Here is a 17,256-nt window from a genome sequence, read left to right as displayed (position 1 = left end):
CTTGCTTGCGGAACCTTTCGCGAGCGTACTCATCCAAGATCAAAACCATTCGCGACCGGCGACGGCGCGATCATCACGTCATGGAGCAACCATGTCCCATTCTTTCCGTATGTCGGCGGGCACTGTGTTCGGCCGCATCCTGCCTCGGTTCAAAGCCGATCTCGGCATTGTCACGCTGGCCTTTGCCCTGTTGTTCGTCGGCGTCCAGGCCGTCCTGGCGCATGAATTCAAGGTGGGCGATCTCGAAATCGAACACCCCTGGTCGCGCGCCACCCCCGCCGGCGCCAAGGTGGCCGGCGGCTATTTCACCGTCATCAACAAGGGCAGCGCCGCGGACCGGCTGCTGTCGATTTCCTCCGACGTCTCTGAAAAAGCCGAGCTGCATCAAATGGGCGTCAAGGACGGCGTCATGACCATGCGGCCAGTTGACGGTGGCCTGGAGATTCCGGCCGGAGGCAAGGTGGCGCTGGCGCCCGGTGGCTATCACCTGATGTTCATCGGCCTGAAGCGGCAACCCAAGCAGGGTGAAAAATTCGCCGCCACGCTGATTTTCGAGAAGGCCGGCGCCGTCAGCGTCGAGTTCGCCGTCGAGGGCATGGGTGAAATGGGCGGCATGGACGACCACGCCAATTGATCGCGCCGATCCACCATTTTTTGAAATCAGAGGGACCATCATGATCAAGTATCTTTTGGCGGCCGGCGCGTTTCTCGTGCTGGGGACAAATGCCGCCTTGGCGCACATCACGCTCGAAACCCAGGAGGCGGCCGTCGGCTCGACCTACAAGGCTGTGCTGCGCGTGCCGCATGGCTGCGACGGCAAAGCGACGACCGCCGTGCGTGTGCAGATTCCGGAAGGGGTGATCGCGGTGAAGCCGATGCCGAAGCCCGGCTGGACGCTGCAGACCAAGAAGGGCAAATATGAAAAATCCTACCAGCTCTATGGCCAGGCGGTGGCCGACGGAGTCAAGGAAGTCGACTGGAGCGGCGGCAATCTGCCGGATGAATTCTACGACGAGTTCGTCTTCCGGGCGACGCTGACGGCCGATCTGCCCGCCGGCCAGAAGCTCTACTTCCCGGTGGTGCAGGAATGCGGCGATGCCGCCGCCCGCTGGATCGAGATTCCGGCGGCCAGACAGGATGAGGACGCGCTGGAGACCCCGGCGCCCGGCATCAAGCTCACGCCGAAGAAATGATTTTCTGGCGGCGCGCCCTGTCCGCAAGGTGCGCCGCCAATTCCATGGCGGCAGCATGAACCCAACATCCCCACTCCAAAGGACCGCAATGGCCGGCAAGCGATTCGGCCGGGCTGGTGGGCTCTTCGCGGTGCTCATGGCGCTCATCGTCATGGCCTCGACAAGCCAGGCCTTTGCCCATGCGGCGCTGATCAAGACCGACCCGGCCGACGGCGCCGTTCTGGCGCAGGCGCCGGCGCGGTTCTCGCTGACCTTCAGCGAGCCGGTCTCGCCGCTGGTGCTGACGCTGGTGACGCCCGGTGGTACGCCGATCCCGCTGACATCCTTCCGCCTCAGCGACCAGACGGTCGAGATCGACAATCCGCAAACACTCAAATCCGGCACGCATGTGCTCAGCTGGCGTGTCATCTCCGCCGATGGCCATCCGGTCGGCGGTTCGCTGCTGTTTTCCATCGGTGCGCCAAGCGAGCCTCCAGCGGTCTCCGAGGCAGTCGACTGGCCGTTGCGGTCGGCGATCTGGATCGGCAAGGTCGTTCTCTATGCCGGCCTTTTCCTCGGCACTGGCGGCGCTTTCGCCCTTGCCTGGCTGGCCGGGGATGGCCGCGCCGGTCAACGCTTTGTTGCCGGGACGATCCTGTGTGGGCTGGTGGCGGCACTCTTGTCGCTCGGCTTGCAAGGTCTCGATGCGCTCGGTGCGCCGCTCTCCCATCTGGCGCAGCCGGTGGTCTGGCGCACAGGGCTCGGCACCAGCTTCGGCTGGACGGTGCTGATCGCCCTGATCGCGCTGGGGCTTGGCCTGCTGTCGCTGGCCGGACCGCGCGCGGCCGCCAGGCAGCTTGCCCTTGCCGGGCTGGTCGGTGTGGGCGCAGCGCTTGCCGCCAGCGGCCATGCCAGTGCCGCCGAACCGCAATGGCTGACACGGCCGCTGGTCTTCGTCCATGGCGTCGGTATCGCCTTCTGGGCCGGCGCTCTGGTGCCGCTCGGCCTCTCGCTGAAGCGTCAAGCGGCCGGCGCCGTTGAATTCCTGCGCCGCTTCTCATGGGCAATCGTGCCTGTGGTCGCCTTGCTTGCCGTGGCAGGCATCGTGTTGGCCGTGATCCAGGTGCAGACGCCCTCGGCGCTGGTCGACACTGCCTATGGCCGGTTGCTGCTGATCAAGCTCGCGCTGCTGGTCTTCCTGTTCACGCTGGCCGCCGTCAATCGCTGGAAGCTCACCGCATCGGCCGAGGCGGGAGCGACCGAGGTGCAACGCAGGCTCACCCGCTCGGTCGGCGTCGAAGTGCTGATCGTGCTGGCGATCTTCGGGGTCGCCGCGGGCTGGCGCTTCACGCCGCCGCCACGGGCGCTGGCGATCGCTGCGGCCCAGCCGGTTTCGGTCCACGTCCACGCGCTGCAGGCGATGGCCGATCTCAGCATCACGCCTGGTCATGCCGGACCGGTCGCCGCCTCGATGATCATCATGAGCGGCGATTTCGGACCGCTCGACGCCAAGGAAGTGACGCTGGTGCTGTCGAAGCCCGATTCAGGCATCGAGCCGCTGAAGCGCGCGGCAACCAGGCCCGGCGATGGCAGCTGGCGTGTCGACAACCTCATCATCCCGGTTCCCGGCCGCTGGACGGTGCGCATAGACATACTGGTCTCGGACTTCGACATGGTGAAGATCGAGGCGCCGATCGACATCAGGCCGTAATGGCCGCGACAACACAATTGGGCGAGGCGGTTGACGCGGGCCTGAAGGCCCGTCAATCATCCAAGCAATAATGGGCATCGAGGCAAGAACGGGCTCGAGCTCGAAAACACCAGATCCGGAAACAGGGAAGAAACGATGGAAAAAGCCGAAATCGGCCTGATCGGCCTTGGCACGATGGGCTCCAACCTGGCGCTGAACATCGCCGAGCACGGGCACCGCATCGCCGTCTTCAACCGCACCAAGGCACGCACGGACGCTTTCGTCGAGAATGCCGGTGCGCTCAGGGACATGGTCATTCCTTGCTACAGTCTGGAGGAACTCGCCGCGGCGATCCGGCCGCCGCGCCCGATCATCATCATGGTGCTGGCCGGCAAGCCGGTCGACGAGCAGATCGAAGCCTTGCGCGGCGTGCTGTCCGACAACGACATCGTCATCGATGCCGGCAATGCCAATTTCCGCGATACGATGCGGCGCTTCTCGGAACTGTCCGGCTCGGGCTTGACCTTCATCGGCATGGGTGTCTCCGGCGGCGAGGAGGGCGCACGCCACGGACCGTCGATCATGGTCGGCGGCACCGAAGACTCCTGGAAGCGTGTCGAGAAGGTGCTGACCGCCATCTCCGCCAAGTTCAACGACGAGCCCTGTGCCGCCTGGCTCGGCACTGACGGCGCCGGACATTTCGTCAAGACCATCCACAACGGTATCGAATATGCCGACATGCAGATGATCGCCGAGATCTACGGCATCCTGCGCGATGGTCTGGGCATGGGGCCGAAAGAGATCGGCACGGTGTTTTCCAACTGGAACAAGGGCCGGCTCAATTCCTACCTGATCGAGATCACCGCCAAGGTGCTCGCCGCCGACGATCCGAAGACCGGCAAGCCGGTGGTCGACATCATCCTCGACCGCGCCGGCCAGAAGGGCACCGGCAAATGGTCCGTCATCGAGGCGCAGCAGCTCGGCATTCCGGCGACAGCGATCGAAGCGGCGGTGGCGGCGCGCGTGCTGTCGTCGATCAAGGACGAACGGCAGGCAGCCGAAAAAGCCTATGGCAATATCGGCGTGACGAAAATTTCCGGTGACAAGGACGCGCTGCTGAAGGACCTCGAACTGGCGCTGTTCGCCGGCAAGATCGCCGCTTACGCGCAGGGTTTTGCGGTGATGAGCGGCGCTTCGAAGGAGTTCAACTGGAACCTGCCGATGCCGACCATCGCCAAGATCTGGCGCGCCGGCTGCATCATCCGCTCGCAGATGCTCGACACGATGGCCGAAGCGTTCGGCAGCGGCGGCGCTTTGACCAATCTTTTGATGGCGCCGGCCTTTATCACCATGATGCAGGAGGCGCATCCGTCGCTGCGACGTGTCGTCGCGAGGGCTTCCGAGGCCGGTGCGCCGGTGCCGGCGCTGTCTTCGGCGCTTGCCTATTTCGACAGCTACCGCCAGGGCCGCGGTACCTCGAACCTGATCCAGGCGCAGCGCGACTTCTTCGGTGCGCATGGTTTCGAGCGCATTGGCGAGCAGGGTGCGTTCCACGGGCCGTGGGGCAGCGGCGCGGCTGGCTAGATCAATTCCAGGAGATTGCGTGGCGGTTTCCGTCCGGAATTGCGTAAAAAAGGAGTCTATTCGCCGAAGCGCCGATAGGCCACGACGCCCTTCGGCTCGCTCAGGCTCTGCAGCGAGCCGGGCGCGGCACCACCGATCCAGCCGAGCACCGAGCGGGCGAGTTCGGACCCGGCCAGCCGGAAGTCTTCGTTGACGACCAGCAATTCATGCCTGAACAGATGCAGCAGTTCCGACGATTGCTTCGACACAACGTCGACGTCGCGGCCGAGCTTCAGGCCGGCATCCTCGATGCCGGCGACGATAGCGAGCGTCGCGGCTGCAGCACTGCTGATGATGCCGTCCGGCCTGATGTCGCGCCGCATCAGCTGCGCCGTCCTCATCCTGATCTGCTCGATCGAGTGGTCGATAGAGACGGTGTTGAACGGCACCTCGCTGGCGCCGACTTCGCTCAGCGCGTCGGCAAAGCCGTCGACCGTATGACGGTAGTAGCTCAAACCGACCGGCGGCGTCACCAAAGCGAGCCGGCGGCGGCCCATGCCGGCGAGGTGGCGCACCGCCTCGGCCGCGAAGGCGTAGTTGTCGAAATCATGATAGGGATGCACCAGCCCCATATCGGTGCGGCCATGCGTGGCAAAGGGAATGCCGCGCTCCAGCATGTAGCGGGCCCGGGGATCGTTCGGCTGCGTGCGTGAAATGATGACGCCGTCGGCGGAGCCGGTCTCAACGAGATAGCGCACCGGATCCAGCGGATCCTGCGAGCGCGAATAGGGTGTGACGATCAGGTGGTAGGGCGTGTTGGCGATGACTTCCGTCACGCCATAGATGATGTCGGAGACAAAGCTCATGAGTTCGTGCTCGGTGTTGAGCACGAGGCTGATGACATTGGTCTTGCCGGTCCGCAGGCGCACGCCGGCGCGGTTCGGCCGATAGCCGATCTGCTTGGCCACGAGTTGGACACGACGCCTGGTCTCTGCGCCGATCTCGGGCGCGTCCTTCAAGGCGCGCGAGACGGTGGTGACGCCGAGGCCGGTCATGAAGGCAAGCGTCTTCAGCGTCGGCCGCTCCTGTGCCGTCGCCTCGTCATCCTTGTCCGTGCGTTGTCTGTCCATCCGTCCCGCCCATCAGGGCGCATAGCAGCCACCGGGCAGCCCGGCAATGTTGCGGGCCGCTTCCCATGGCGCGTCATCTGCATTGGAAGCAATATACTGAAACGTTACAGCTTGTCACGATCGGTGTAAAAGTGGGTGCTCGCGGACACGGAAAGACATCGTCAACCGCGTGGCGAAAAATCGTTGGATTCAGAGGGAAAGCATGCTCCTAGCAAGTTTCTTGCTGCTTTTGCTCATTGTGCGGCGCACTCTTGCTCATTGCGTAGCACAATAAGGCCGCAACGAAACGATTTTGTTCGCGGCTCGAAAAATATCAAACCGACTCTTGCCGGAAGGGGTTGCGCATAATCTTCAATTGCCGTATCGAAAATCTGTAACGTTTCAGATTTCTGGGAGGAAGCCGAAATGCGATATAGATTCCTGACCGCTGCGTTTGCAGCGACGGTTGCGCTCAACTTCGCCGGGCCGGCGGCCGCGACCGATCTGGAAGTCACCCATTGGTGGACTTCCGGCGGCGAGGCGGCAGCGGTCGCCGAACTCGCCAAGGCATTCGACGCCACCGGCAATCACTGGGTCGACGGCGCCATCGCCGGATCCGGCGGCACGGCGCGGCCGATCATGATCAGCCGCATCACCGGCGGCGATCCGATGGGGGCCACCCAATTCAACCATGGCCGGCAAGCGGAAGAGCTGGTGCAGGCCGGCCTGATGCGTGACCTCACCGATGTCGCCACCAAGGGCAAGTGGACGGAGGTGGTGCGGCCCAAGAGCCTGCTCGACTCGTGTACGATCGACGGCAAGATCTATTGTGTGCCGGTCAACATCCATTCCTGGCAGTGGCTGTGGCTGTCGAACGCGGCCTTCGAGAAGGCCGGCGTTCCGGTGCCGAAGAACTGGAATGAGTATGTGGCCGCGGCCCCGGCACTGGAGAAGGCAGGCGTCGTGCCGCTCGCGGTCGGCGGGCAGGCTTGGCAGGCATCGGGCGCCTTCGACGTGCTGCTTGCCGCGGTCGGTGGAACCGACGCCTTCCTCAAGGTCTACAAGGACAAGGACGCCAAGTTCGCCGCCGGTCCCGAAGTCGCCAAGGTCTTCAAGGCCGCGGACGACGCGCGCAAGATGGCCAAGAACACCAATGTGCAGGACTGGAACCAGGCCACCAATATGGTCATCACCGGCAAGGCCGGCGGCCAGATCATGGGCGACTGGGCGCAAGGCGAGTTCCAGGTCGCCGGCAAGACAGCCGGCAAGGACTATACTTGCCTTCCCGGCCTTGGCCTGAACGAGGTCATCGCCACGGGCGGCGACGCCTTCTACTTCCCGCTACTCAAGGACGCCGACAAGGCCAAGGCGCAGGAAGTGCTGGCCGAGACCCTGCTCGATCCCAAGACCCAGGTTGCCTTCAACCTCAAGAAGGGTTCGCTGCCGGTGCGCGGCGACGTCGACCTCAACGCGGCTAATGATTGCATGAAGAAGGGCCTCGCTATCCTGGCCAAGGGCGCGGTCATCCCATGGACGGACCAGCTGCTCTCGCAGGACAGCCAGAAGCAGAAGGAGGACCTTTTCTCCGAATTCTTCGCCAAGCCGGACATGAGCCTCGAAGATGCGCAGAAGCGCTTCGCCGACATCATCGCCTCGGCTGACTGACGACTGATGAGCCGCCTCGCTCCCGACCTTGCCAGGCAGGGCCGGGAGCCCAGGCGTGCTGACTTTCCGCCCTTATCCGATCCAGCACGACTGTACCGATGAGCAAGAGCGAACGCCCGAGCCAACTCTTCCGCAATCTCAATGCGAAGGTCGCTTCGATCCCGATGATCCTCACCGCAATGGTGGTCTTTGTCGGCGGCACCGCATGGACGGTGCTCTATTCCTTCACCAATTCGAAGCTCCTGCCGCGGCTGAATTTCGTCGGGCTCGACCAGTATTACCGGCTGTGGGCGACGCCGCGCTGGCTGATCTCGATCGAGAACCTTCTGATCTACGGCGTGATCTCACTGGTATTCTCGCTGGTGATCGGGTTTCTGCTGGCTGCCCTGCTCGACCAGAAGATCCGTTTCGAGGACACGTTCCGCACCATCTTTCTCTACCCCTTCGCACTCTCCTTCATCGTCACCGGCCTTGTCTGGCAATGGCTGCTCAATCCGGATTTCGGCGTCCAGGGCGTGGTACGAAGCCTCGGCTGGACCAGCTTCGACTTCAATCCGCTCTACAATTCCAGCATCGTCATCTATGGCATATCGATCGCGGCGCTCTGGCAAGGCACAGGGCTGATCATGTGCCTGATGCTGGCGGGCCTGCGCGGCATCGACGAGGACATCTGGAAGGCCGCACGGGTGGACGGGATACCCATGTGGAAGACCTATCTGTTCATCATCATCCCGATGATGCGGCCGGTGTTCATCACCACGCTAGTGATCATCGCGTCAGGCATCGTGAAGGTTTACGATCTCGTTGTCGCGCAGACCAGCGGCGGGCCGGGCATCGCCTCCGAAGTGCCGGCCAAATATGTCTACGACTACATGTTCTTCGCCCAGAACCTCGGCCAGGGTTTTGCCGCCTCGACCATGATGCTGCTGTCGGTGATGATCGTCATCGTGCCGTGGGCCTATCTCGAATTCGGAGGCCGCAAGCGTGTCTGACCATGCCGTCGCCTTGTCCGCCACGTCGTCAAACCCGCGGGATGATGCCGCCGGCCCGAGCGGGCCAAAGCCGCGGCACATGTTCTCGCGCCGCAACATTTTCCTCTACGGCACGCTTGTGGTGGTCGCGCTCTACTACCTTCTGCCGCTCTATGTGATGGTCGTCACCTCGCTCAAGGGCATGCCGGAGATCCGACTCGGCAACATCTTCTCGCCGCCGCTCGAGATCACCTTCGAGCCCTGGGTCAAGGCGTGGTCGCAGGCCTGCACCGGCCTGAATTGCGATGGGCTTTCCCGTGGTTTCTGGAACTCGGTGCGCATCACCGTTCCTTCAGTGATCCTGTCGATCGCCATCGCTTCGGTGAACGGCTATGCGCTGGCCAACTGGCGCTTCAAGGGCGCCGACACGTTCTTCGTCATCCTGATCGTCGGCGCCTTCATTCCCTATCAGGTGATGATCTATCCCATCGTCATCATCCTGCGCGAGATCGGCCTCTATGGCAGCCTTACCGGCCTGGTGATCGTGCACTCCATCTTCGGCATGCCGATCCTGACGCTTCTGTTCCGCAATTATTTCACCTCCATGCCGGAAGAGCTGTTCCGGGCGGCGCGCGTCGACGGTGCCGGCTTCTGGGGCATCTATCTGCGCATCATGCTGCCGATGTCGCTGCCGATCTTCGTCGTCGCCATCATCCTGCAGGTGACAGGCATCTGGAACGACTTCCTGTTCGGCGTCGTCTACACCCGCCCCGACACCTATCCGATGACGGTGCAGCTCAACAACATCGTCAACTCGGTGCAAGGCGTGAAAGAATACAACGTCAACATGGCCGCCACCATCCTGACTGGGCTGGTGCCGCTGATCGTCTACTTCATTTCCGGCAAATTGTTCGTGCGCGGCATCGCCGCCGGCGCGGTGAAAGGGTGACGGCGATGGCGGTGAACGGTACCAGTGTTTCGATCCAGGATCTGTCGCTGAACTTCGGCGCCATCTCGGTGCTGCAGACGCTCAACCTCGATGTCGCCGAAGGCGAGTTCATCGTGCTGCTCGGGCCCTCCGGCTGCGGCAAGTCGACCTTGCTCAACTGCATCGCCGGCCTGCTCGACATTTCCGAAGGCCGTATCTTCATCAAGGGCAAGAACGTCACCTGGGAAGAGCCCAAGGACCGGGGCATCGGCATGGTCTTCCAGTCCTATGCGCTCTATCCGCAGATGACGGTGGAGAAGAACTTGTCCTTCGGGCTGCGCGTCGCCGGCATCGCCAAGGCCGAGATCGCCAAGCGCATCGCGCGGGCCGCCGAGATCCTGCAGATCGAGCCGCTTTTGCAGCGCAAGCCGGCCGCACTCTCCGGCGGTCAGCGCCAGCGCGTAGCTATCGGGCGGGCGCTGGTGCGCGATGTCGACGTCTTCCTGTTCGACGAACCGCTGTCCAATCTCGATGCCAAGCTGCGTTCCGAACTGCGCGTCGAGATCAAACTTCTGCACCGTAAATTGCAGAACACGATGATCTACGTCACCCATGACCAGATCGAGGCGATGACGCTGGCCGATCGCATAGCGGTGATGAAGGGCGGTGTCATCCAGCAGCTCGACGCGCCGCAAACCATCTACAACCGTCCGGTCAACCGGTTCGTTGCCGGGTTCCTCGGCTCACCGGCGATGAACTTCGTCGAGGGGCAGTTGGAGACCGGCACGACGGCAGTGTTCAAGACCGGGGATTTGAACATACCGCTCGATCGCTACAGCTTCGACGGCACCGGCGACAAGAGCGGGCCTTGCGTGTTCGGGATCCGGCCGGAGCACGTTGTCTTTGGCGAGGTCGCGAATTCCATGCCCTTTGCCACCGATGCCGCCGTCGAGATCGTCGAGCCCATGGGCTCCGATACACTGGTGTGGACGAAGCTCGGCGGCCGCATTTTTTCCTTCCGTGTCGAGGCGGAAAAAACGCTGCGCAATGGCGATCCGATCCGAATCGGTTTCGATCCCGCCCGCGCCTCGCTGTTCGACACCCCATCCGGAAACCGCATGTAGCTCCCAAGAAAACCATCCTCCCAAAGACAATCCCAAGCAGAACGGACAGAGACGATGAACTGGTCATTCCAACTTTACAGCGCTCGCAATTTCTTGCCCTGGACCGATGTGCTCGAAATGCTCGGCAAGCTCGGTTACGCCGAGGTCGAAGGCTTCGGCGGCGTCTATGACGATCCCAAGGCCTTCCGCGCCGAACTCGACAAGAACGGCCTTTCGATGCCGACCGGGCATTTTTCCATCGATGCGCTGGAGAAGGATTTCGACGGCGTGCGCAGGATCGCCGAAACGCTCGGCGTCAAGCTTTTGATCTGCCCTTATCTGATGGCCGAGGACAGGCCATCCGACGCCGCCGGCTGGCGCGCCTTCGGCGAGCGTCTGGCCAAGGTCGGCGACGTGGCCTCGAAGGCCGGCTATGGCTTTGCCTGGCACAACCATGATTTCGAATTCAAGACGCTCGCCGACGGCTCGCTGCCGCAGGACCATATCCTGTCGTCCGCCCCCAATATTGGCTGGGAAATGGACGTTGCCTGGGTGGTGCGCGGCGGCGCCGACCCGCTACCCTGGATCGAGAAGCACGGCCAGCGCATCGTCGCCGTCCATGTCAAGGATATGGCGAAGCCTGGCGAGGGGCTGGATGAGGATGGCTGGTCGGATGTCGGGCATGGCACAATCGACTGGGCCGGCTTGATCAAGGTGTTGCGGGCCAAGAGCGCGGCAAAATACTTTGTCATGGAACAGGACAATCCCAACGACATCGAGCGCTTCGCCCGCCGCTCGATCGCAACCGTCAAGAGCTACTAGGAACAACCACCATGGCAAAGAAACTGGGTATTGGCGTCATCGGCTGCGGCAACATCTCGAAGGCCTATTTTTCGCTGGCGCCGCTGTTTCGCGGCATCGAGATGCGTGCCTGCGCCGACATCAACATGGATGTGGCCAGGGCGCGGGCGAAGGAATTCAAGCTCCGCGCCGAGACCGTCGAGGACCTGCTCAAGGCCGACGACATCGACATCATCGTCAACCTGACCATTCCGGCCGTGCACTACGAGGTGTCGAAGCAGGTGCTCGATGCCGGCAAACACGTCTATTCGGAAAAGCCGTTCGTGCTGTCGCTTAGGGAAGGCCAGGACCTCAAGGCGCGGGCCGAGAAGAAGGGGCTGCGCATCGGTTCGGCGCCGGACACGTTCCTGGGCGGCGCGCACCAGCTGGTGCGTGAACTGATCGACGAGGGGAGGCTGGGCAGGATCACCAGCGGCACCTGCCACGTCATGGGCCACGGCATGGAACACTGGCATCCGAATCCCGATTTCTTCTTCCAGCCGGGCGCCGGGCCGGTGCTCGACATCGGGCCGTATTACATCACCAATCTGATCCAGCTGATCGGGCCGGTGAAGCAGGTGGCGGCTTTCGCGACGACTCCGGCCAAGGAGCGGACCATCAGCTCAAAGCCTCGCGCGGGTGAAAAAATCCCGGTCAACACACCGACCACCATTCACGGCCTGCTCGAATTCGAGAACGGCGCCGTGGTGACGCTGAACACCAGCTGGGACGTCTGGGCTCACGGCCACGCGCCGATGGAACTCTATGGTGAGGCCGGGACGGTGTTCGTGCCGGATCCGAACTTCTTCGGTGGCGACGTGCGCTTCACCGAAGAAGGCAAGCCGGTCAAGAAGCTGCCGAAATGGAAGCACCCGCTCGGCATCCCCAATGAGATGCACGGCCAGGGCATGATGGCCAATTACCGCACATCAGGCCTCGCCGACATGGCGCTGGCGATCGCTGAAGGCCGGCCGCACCGCTGTTCGATGGAACTCGCGCTGCATGCCGTCGATGTCATGACCGGCCTCCTGCGCTCGGGCGAAACCGGCAAGTTCGTCGCCATGCAAACCACATGCGAGCGCCCGGCCGCGCTTGGCGTCAAGCAAGCCAAGGATCTTCTGGCCAAGAAGAAATAGGTCGCGAAGATTATCGATAATTTGCTTGCCCCTCTCCCCGTTCCTCCGGGGAGGGGGTAAAGGATGGGGTACGGGCATGCTCATCGCCTCTGCGATGACGGCGCCCTGTCCGTTCAGATTCGAGGATTTCCCATGACCTATGTCGCCGCTGAGAACCGCTACGAAAAAATGATCTACAACCGTTGCGGTCGGTCCGGCCTCAAGCTGCCGGCGATCTCGCTCGGGCTGTGGCACAATTTCGGCGACGATACGCCGCATCGGACCAAGCAGGCGATCGTGCGCAAGGCCTTCGACCTCGGCATCACCCATTTCGACTTGGCCAACAATTATGGGCCGCCGCCCGGCTCGGCCGAGGCGGCTTTCGGCGAGATCCTGCGCACCGATTTTTCCGCCTATCGCGACGAACTGATCATCTCGACCAAGGCTGGCTATGAAATGTGGGCGGGTCCCTACGGTGAATGGGGCGGGCGCAAATACATGCTGGCCAGTCTCGACCAGAGCCTGAAGCGGATGGGCCTCGACTATGTCGACATCTTCTATTCGCACCGCTTCGATCCCGACACGCCGCTCGAAGAAACCATGGGCGCGCTCGACCATGCGGTGCGTTCGGGCAAGGCACTCTATGCCGGCATCTCGTCCTACAATTCGCAGCGCACCCGCGAGGCCGCCGACATATTGAGGCAATTGGGCACGCCCTGCGTCATCCACCAGCCGAGCTATTCGATGTTGAACCGTTGGGTCGAGGAAGACGGCCTTCTCGATACGCTCGAAGGGCTCGGCGTCGGCTCCATCGTGTTCTCGCCGCTGGCGCAAGGCATGTTGACCGATAAATATCTCGGCGGCATTCCCGATGGCAGCCGGGCGTCCCAAGGCAAGTCGCTGAAGACAGCCTTCATCAACGACCGCACCATCGCCAACATCAAGGCGCTCAACGCGATCGCGGGCAAGCGCGGCCAGACGCTGGCGCAGATGGCGCTGGCCTGGGTGCTGCGCAGGGGCCGGGTTACTTCGGCGCTGATCGGCGCCAGCCGGCCCGAGCAGGTCGAGGACTGCGTCGGCGCGCTCAAGGTGCTCGATTTCAGCGATGCCGAACTGGCCGAGATCGATACGTACGCGCGCGAGTCCGACATCAATCTGTGGGCGGCCTCCGCCGAGCGCAAAGGCCCGCCGAGGAAATAGATGAAGCCGGCTAATAAAGGCTGGCGGAATTGCTCGCGCCGGCCTTTCACGGATGAAGTCCAGTCAGGGCGTGGCCGGCCTTCCTGAGGCGGCCTTGATCGCCGCGGGGGTCGGCCGGCCAATGGTGCCGGGCACACCCTTGGCTACCTTCGTCGAGATTTCCGCCAGTATCCTTGAACACCGTGGCGCTATCGATCCCGCCGTCACCAATGTGCCCGCGCGTCATCGACTGACCGGGACGGCAACAGAGGAGTAGCAAAGACGGCGGTTCGTCGCTATCTGAATGGGATCAGGCCGTTTGCACGAGCAAACAGCCTATGGATGGCGCAGGGCAGGTTGGAACAGAACCATGGCGGCAAGGGATGTGCTGACGAAAAACCAGTTGTGCGTGCTCGAGAAACTCGAGACCGCCAGCGGGCCGCTCAGCGCCTACACCTTGCTCGACCAGCTGCGCGAGCGCGGTTTTCGCGCGCCGCTACAGGTCTATCGCGCGCTCGACACGCTGGTGAAGTCGGGCTTCGTGCACCGGCTGGAAAGCATCAACTCCTTCGTCGCCTGTGCCGAGCCGCACGACCACAGCCACTCGATGACCGCTTTCGCCATTTGCGACGGCTGCGGGCAGGTGACCGAAATGTCCGACCACGATGTCGACCACCGGCTGAACGAATGGGTCAACTCGACCGGCTTCGCCGCCAAGAAGGCGGTGATCGAATTTCGCGGGACGTGCGCGAAGTGTTTGGCGCAGGCGGCCTGAGGGCATTCCGCAGAGCGGTTCAGCGATTGGTAGAATCGCCTAACCGCTCTAACTCTTTGTTTTAATGCAATTTCCAAGGAAAAGCGCTAAGCGCTTTTCCCGGGAAAACCGCTATACACTTCTCCTGAAATTGCTCTAGCGCGTCAGTGCGCCTCGTCCCAATTGTTGGCGGCCCGCGCGTCGACATGCAGCGGCACCGACATCGATACCGCCGGCATCGCCGCGTTTTCCATGACATGGCGCACGACCGGGATCGTCTCCTCGACTTCCGCCTCGACCGTTTCGAAGATCAGTTCGTCATGTACCTGGAGGAGCATGCGGGCGGACAGCTTGGCCTTGTCCAAGGCTTCCTCCATGCGGATCATGGCGCGGCGGATGATGTCAGCGGCGGTGCCTTGCAGGCGGGCGTTGATCGAGGCGCGCTCGTTGAACGCTCGTAGCGACGGGTTCGACGATCTGATGTCGGGATAGTGGATGCGGCGGCCGAAGATTGTTTCGACAAAGCCGTGCTCGCGGGCATAGGCCTTGGTCTCCTCGATATAGTCGCGGATGCCGGGAAAGCGCTCGAAGTACTTCTTGATGTAGGCGCTCGCCTCCTCGCGCGGGATAGACAGCTGGTTGGCGAGGCCGAAAGCCGAGATGCCATAGATGATGCCGAAATTGATCGCCTTGGCGCGGCGGCGCACTTCCGACGGCATGCCCTCCACGGGCACATTGAACATTTCAGAAGCGGTGATGGCGTGGATGTCAGCGCCATCCGCAAAGGCCTGCCGCAGTTGCGGGATTTCGGCGACATGGGCGAGCACGCGCAGTTCGATCTGGCTGTAGTCGGCTGACACCAGTCGGTGGCTCTTGTCGGTGATGAAGGCGGTCCTGATCTTGCGCCCTTCAGCCGTGCGCACCGGAATGTTCTGCAGGTTCGGGTCGGAAGACGACAGCCGCCCGGTCGTCGTCGCGGCCAGCGCGTAGGAGGTGTGGACGCGCTTGGTTTCGGGATTGACGAAGCCCGGCAGCGCATCGGTGTAGGTCGATTTCAGCTTGGTCAGCTGGCGCCAGTCGACGACTTTGCGCGGCAGTTCGTGACCTTCGGCGGCAAGGTCTTCGAGCAGCTGCGCCGAGGTCGACCACTGGCCGGTCTTGGTCTTGGAGCCGCCGGGCAGGCCCATGCGGCCAAACAGGATATCACCGAGCTGCTTGGGCGAGCCGATGTTGATGCGCTCGCCGATGAGCAGGTAGATTTCCTCTTCGAGCCGGGCTGCACCTTGCGCCAGCTCGCCCGAAAGCCGCGACAGGATCTGCCGGTCGACCGAAATACCGCGCTGTTCCATGCGCGCCAGCACCGGCACCAGCGGCCGCTCCAGGCGTTCATAGACCGAGACCAGGCCCTTGGCGGCAAGGCGGGGCTTCAGCACCAGCCACAGCCGCAACGTCACGTCGGCATCCTCGGCGGCGTGAGCCGTCGCCCTGTCGATGTCGACCTGATCGAAACCGACAGAGCTTTTGCCGGAACCGGTCACGTCCTTGAGCTGAAGGGGCCTATGGCCAAGCCATTTGTCGGCAAGGGCATCCATGCCGTGGCCGTGCGGAGTGCCGGCGTCGAGCACGTAGGAGATCAGCATGGTGTCGTCGAAGGGCGCGACATCGATGCCATAGCGGCTCATGATAACCACGTCATACTTCAGGTTGTGCGCGATCTTCAGCACCGACCTGTCCTCAAGCAGCGGTTTCAGGACCGCCAGCGCCTCGCGAAGCGGTATCTGGTTTTCGAGCGCGCCGCCGCCGAGCAAGTCACCATTGCCGCTCTTGTGGGCGAAGGGAATGTAGCCGGCGCAGCCGGGCGCTGTGGCCATTGCCATGCCGATCAGTTCGGCCTGCATCGGATCGGTCGACGTCGCCCTGACGTCGAAGGCAGCGATACCAGCCTCTCGCGCCTCGGCGACCCAGGCTTTCAGCGTCGCGATATCGCGGATGCACTGATAGGCCGAGGTATCGATCTTGCGTGTCGCCGCGCTCTCCAGCCGCAATGCGGCCAGGAGGGAAGGGGTGTCACCCTGTTTTGGCCTTTCCGTCGTCTCGGCTTCAGCAGCCTGGCCAGGTTCGGAGCCCGCCCCCTTTCGGGCAACGGGCGGTGTTCCGGCACCGACGTCGGGGCCATGTGCGTTATCGGCGCGTTCGACGGTCACAGTGACGGCCTGGACGTCGCCGGACTCGGTGCCGGTCGCTTCCGCGACGCGGCGGGTCAGCGAGGTGAATTCCATGGTCTTGAGAAAGCCGATCAGCTTCGGCCCGTCGGGCGCATGCAGCAGGAAATCGTCCAGCCCCTCGGCCACCGGCACGTCGTTCTTCAGCGTCACCAACTGGCGCGAGATGCGCGCCTTGTCGGCGTTGGCGATGATCGATTCCCGCCTTTTCTCCTGCTTGATCTCGCCGGCGCGGGCGAGCAATCCGTCGAGATCGCCGAACTGCTCGAGCAGTTGCGCCGCGGTCTTTGGCCCGATGCCGGGCACTCCAGGCACATTGTCGACGGAGTCGCCGGTCAGCGCCTGCAGGTCGATCATCTTTTCCGGCGGCACGCCCCATTTCTCGACGACTTCGGGGATGCCGATCTGGCGATCCTTCATCGGGTCGTACATGCCGACGGTGTCGCCAACCAGCTGCATCAGATCCTTGTCGGAGGAGATGATGGTGGTGTCGCCACCGGCCTCGCAGGCCAGCCGGCAGTAAGTGGCGATGAGATCGTCGGCCTCGAAGCCTTCCATCTCGACGCAAGGCAGGTTGAACGCCCTGGTTGCCTGGCGGATCAGGCCGAATTGCGGGATCAGATCCTCGGGCGGCGCCGAACGGTTCGCCTTGTATTCGGGATAGAGGTCGTTGCGGAAGGTTTTCGAGGAATAGTCGAAAATGACGGCAAAATGCGTCGGCACAATGCCCACATCGGTGTTGCGGGCATCCTGCATCAGCTTCCAAAGCATGTTGCAGAAGCCGGAAACGGCACCGACCGGCAGGCCGTCGGACTTGCGGGTCAGCGGCGGCAGTGCGTGATAGGCCCGGAAGATGTAGCCAGAGCCGTCAATGAGGAAGAGATGATCGCCTTTTTTCATGCCGGCAGGGATAGCGCGGCGCAATGGCTTGGTCCATGCCAAAGA

The 17,256-nt window shown here is 62.9% G+C and carries 14 protein-coding genes; 12 read left to right on the top strand and 2 right to left on the bottom strand.

Features of this window, described 5'->3' with window-relative positions:
- Window positions 1-91: 91 nt before the first annotated feature.
- The 4 genes from FJ492_RS15245 to gndA all read left to right on the top strand — a co-directional run bounded on the left by FJ492_RS15245 (window position 92) and on the right by gndA (window position 4,446).
- Window positions 92-634 (top strand): copper chaperone PCu(A)C, encoded by a 543-nt coding sequence (locus tag FJ492_RS15245; protein WP_140770692.1) that lies wholly within the window; start codon window positions 92-94, stop codon window positions 632-634.
- Window positions 635-674: 40 nt separating this feature from the next.
- Window positions 675-1,193 (top strand): YcnI family protein, encoded by a 519-nt coding sequence (locus tag FJ492_RS15240; protein ID WP_140770690.1) that lies wholly within the window; start codon window positions 675-677, stop codon window positions 1,191-1,193.
- A gap of 88 nt (window positions 1,194-1,281) precedes the next feature.
- A complete protein-coding gene (locus FJ492_RS15235) occupies window positions 1,282-2,883 on the top strand; it encodes a copper resistance CopC/CopD family protein (RefSeq protein ID WP_246676032.1) in 1,602 nt (533 codons plus the stop codon).
- Window positions 2,884-3,018: 135 nt separating this feature from the next.
- Window positions 3,019-4,446 carry an NADP-dependent phosphogluconate dehydrogenase gene (gene gndA, locus FJ492_RS15230; RefSeq protein ID WP_140712088.1) on the top strand — a complete coding sequence of 476 codons (1,428 nt, stop codon included), beginning with the start codon at window positions 3,019-3,021 and terminating at the stop codon, window positions 4,444-4,446.
- Between the two features lie 56 nt (window positions 4,447-4,502).
- Here the strand turns inward: gndA and FJ492_RS15225 are convergent, their stop codons facing one another.
- Window positions 4,503-5,555, bottom strand: coding sequence for a LacI family transcriptional regulator (locus FJ492_RS15225; RefSeq protein ID WP_140770687.1), 1,053 nt, complete (start codon window positions 5,553-5,555; stop codon window positions 4,503-4,505).
- A gap of 405 nt (window positions 5,556-5,960) precedes the next feature.
- Here FJ492_RS15225 and FJ492_RS15220 point away from each other — a divergent pair, with 405 nt between their 5' ends.
- The 8 genes from FJ492_RS15220 (at window position 5,961) to FJ492_RS15185 (ending at window position 14,110) form a co-directional block, all read left to right on the top strand.
- Window positions 5,961-7,199, top strand: coding sequence for an ABC transporter substrate-binding protein (locus FJ492_RS15220; protein WP_140770685.1), 1,239 nt, complete (start codon window positions 5,961-5,963; stop codon window positions 7,197-7,199).
- A 98-nt stretch (window positions 7,200-7,297) separates the two neighbouring features.
- Window positions 7,298-8,191, top strand: coding sequence for a sugar ABC transporter permease (locus FJ492_RS15215; protein WP_015315676.1), 894 nt, complete (start codon window positions 7,298-7,300; stop codon window positions 8,189-8,191).
- Window positions 8,184-9,119 carry a carbohydrate ABC transporter permease gene (locus tag FJ492_RS15210; RefSeq protein ID WP_140503031.1) on the top strand — a complete coding sequence of 312 codons (936 nt, stop codon included), beginning with the start codon at window positions 8,184-8,186 and terminating at the stop codon, window positions 9,117-9,119. Before FJ492_RS15215 ends, FJ492_RS15210 begins: the two co-directional genes overlap by 8 nt.
- 5 nt (window positions 9,120-9,124) lie before the next feature.
- Window positions 9,125-10,222, top strand: a complete 1,098-nt coding sequence (locus FJ492_RS15205; RefSeq protein WP_140770683.1) for an ABC transporter ATP-binding protein — start codon at window positions 9,125-9,127, stop codon at window positions 10,220-10,222.
- Between the two features lie 54 nt (window positions 10,223-10,276).
- Window positions 10,277-11,023, top strand: a complete 747-nt coding sequence (locus tag FJ492_RS15200; RefSeq protein ID WP_140745167.1) for a sugar phosphate isomerase/epimerase — start codon at window positions 10,277-10,279, stop codon at window positions 11,021-11,023.
- Window positions 11,024-11,034: 11 nt separating this feature from the next.
- Window positions 11,035-12,177, top strand: coding sequence for a Gfo/Idh/MocA family oxidoreductase (locus FJ492_RS15195; RefSeq protein WP_140503027.1), 1,143 nt, complete (start codon window positions 11,035-11,037; stop codon window positions 12,175-12,177).
- Window positions 12,178-12,309: 132 nt separating this feature from the next.
- Complete coding sequence (mgrA, locus tag FJ492_RS15190; protein ID WP_140745171.1) at window positions 12,310-13,356, top strand: L-glyceraldehyde 3-phosphate reductase; 1,047 nt, start codon at window positions 12,310-12,312, stop codon at window positions 13,354-13,356.
- A gap of 349 nt (window positions 13,357-13,705) precedes the next feature.
- The gene (locus FJ492_RS15185; protein ID WP_140712072.1) at window positions 13,706-14,110 is read left to right on the top strand and encodes a Fur family transcriptional regulator; all 405 of its coding nucleotides are present in this window, start codon (window positions 13,706-13,708) and stop codon (window positions 14,108-14,110) included.
- A gap of 143 nt (window positions 14,111-14,253) precedes the next feature.
- Here FJ492_RS15185 and polA read toward each other — a convergent pair whose 3' ends face one another.
- Window positions 14,254-17,211: a DNA polymerase I gene (gene polA / locus FJ492_RS15180; RefSeq protein ID WP_181166664.1), complete on the bottom strand. Its 2,958-nt coding sequence runs from the start codon at window positions 17,209-17,211 to the stop codon at window positions 14,254-14,256.
- Window positions 17,212-17,256: the final 45 nt, after the last annotated feature.

It is taken from the genome of Mesorhizobium sp. B2-5-4, assembly GCF_006441095.1.
GTDB classification, from domain to species: Bacteria; Pseudomonadota; Alphaproteobacteria; order Rhizobiales; family Rhizobiaceae; genus Mesorhizobium; species Mesorhizobium salmacidum.
The sequence above is the reverse complement of the archived record's forward strand: the minus strand, read 5'-3'. Positions and strand labels throughout refer to the sequence as shown.

Excerpts from the sequence above, each read along its gene's own strand:
- FJ492_RS15235 (WP_246676032.1), top strand. The coding sequence starts at position 1,282 with ATGGCCGGCAAGCGATTCGGCCGGGCTGGTGGGCTCTTCGCGGTGCTC.
- FJ492_RS15200 (WP_140745167.1), top strand. The coding sequence starts at position 10,277 with ATGAACTGGTCATTCCAACTTTACAGCGCTCGCAATTTCTTGCCCTGG.
- polA (WP_181166664.1), bottom strand. The coding sequence starts at position 17,211 with ATGAAAAAAGGCGATCATCTCTTCCTCATTGACGGCTCTGGCTACATC.
- FJ492_RS15245 (WP_140770692.1), top strand. The coding sequence starts at position 92 with ATGTCCCATTCTTTCCGTATGTCGGCGGGCACTGTGTTCGGCCGCATC.
- FJ492_RS15240 (WP_140770690.1), top strand. The coding sequence starts at position 675 with ATGATCAAGTATCTTTTGGCGGCCGGCGCGTTTCTCGTGCTGGGGACA.
- gndA (WP_140712088.1), top strand. The coding sequence starts at position 3,019 with ATGGAAAAAGCCGAAATCGGCCTGATCGGCCTTGGCACGATGGGCTCC.
- FJ492_RS15220 (WP_140770685.1), top strand. The coding sequence starts at position 5,961 with ATGCGATATAGATTCCTGACCGCTGCGTTTGCAGCGACGGTTGCGCTC.
- FJ492_RS15205 (WP_140770683.1), top strand. The coding sequence starts at position 9,125 with ATGGCGGTGAACGGTACCAGTGTTTCGATCCAGGATCTGTCGCTGAAC.
- FJ492_RS15185 (WP_140712072.1), top strand. The coding sequence starts at position 13,706 with ATGGCGGCAAGGGATGTGCTGACGAAAAACCAGTTGTGCGTGCTCGAG.
- FJ492_RS15225 (WP_140770687.1), bottom strand. The coding sequence starts at position 5,555 with ATGGACAGACAACGCACGGACAAGGATGACGAGGCGACGGCACAGGAG.
- FJ492_RS15215 (WP_015315676.1), top strand. The coding sequence starts at position 7,298 with ATGAGCAAGAGCGAACGCCCGAGCCAACTCTTCCGCAATCTCAATGCG.
- mgrA (WP_140745171.1), top strand. The coding sequence starts at position 12,310 with ATGACCTATGTCGCCGCTGAGAACCGCTACGAAAAAATGATCTACAAC.
- FJ492_RS15195 (WP_140503027.1), top strand. The coding sequence starts at position 11,035 with ATGGCAAAGAAACTGGGTATTGGCGTCATCGGCTGCGGCAACATCTCG.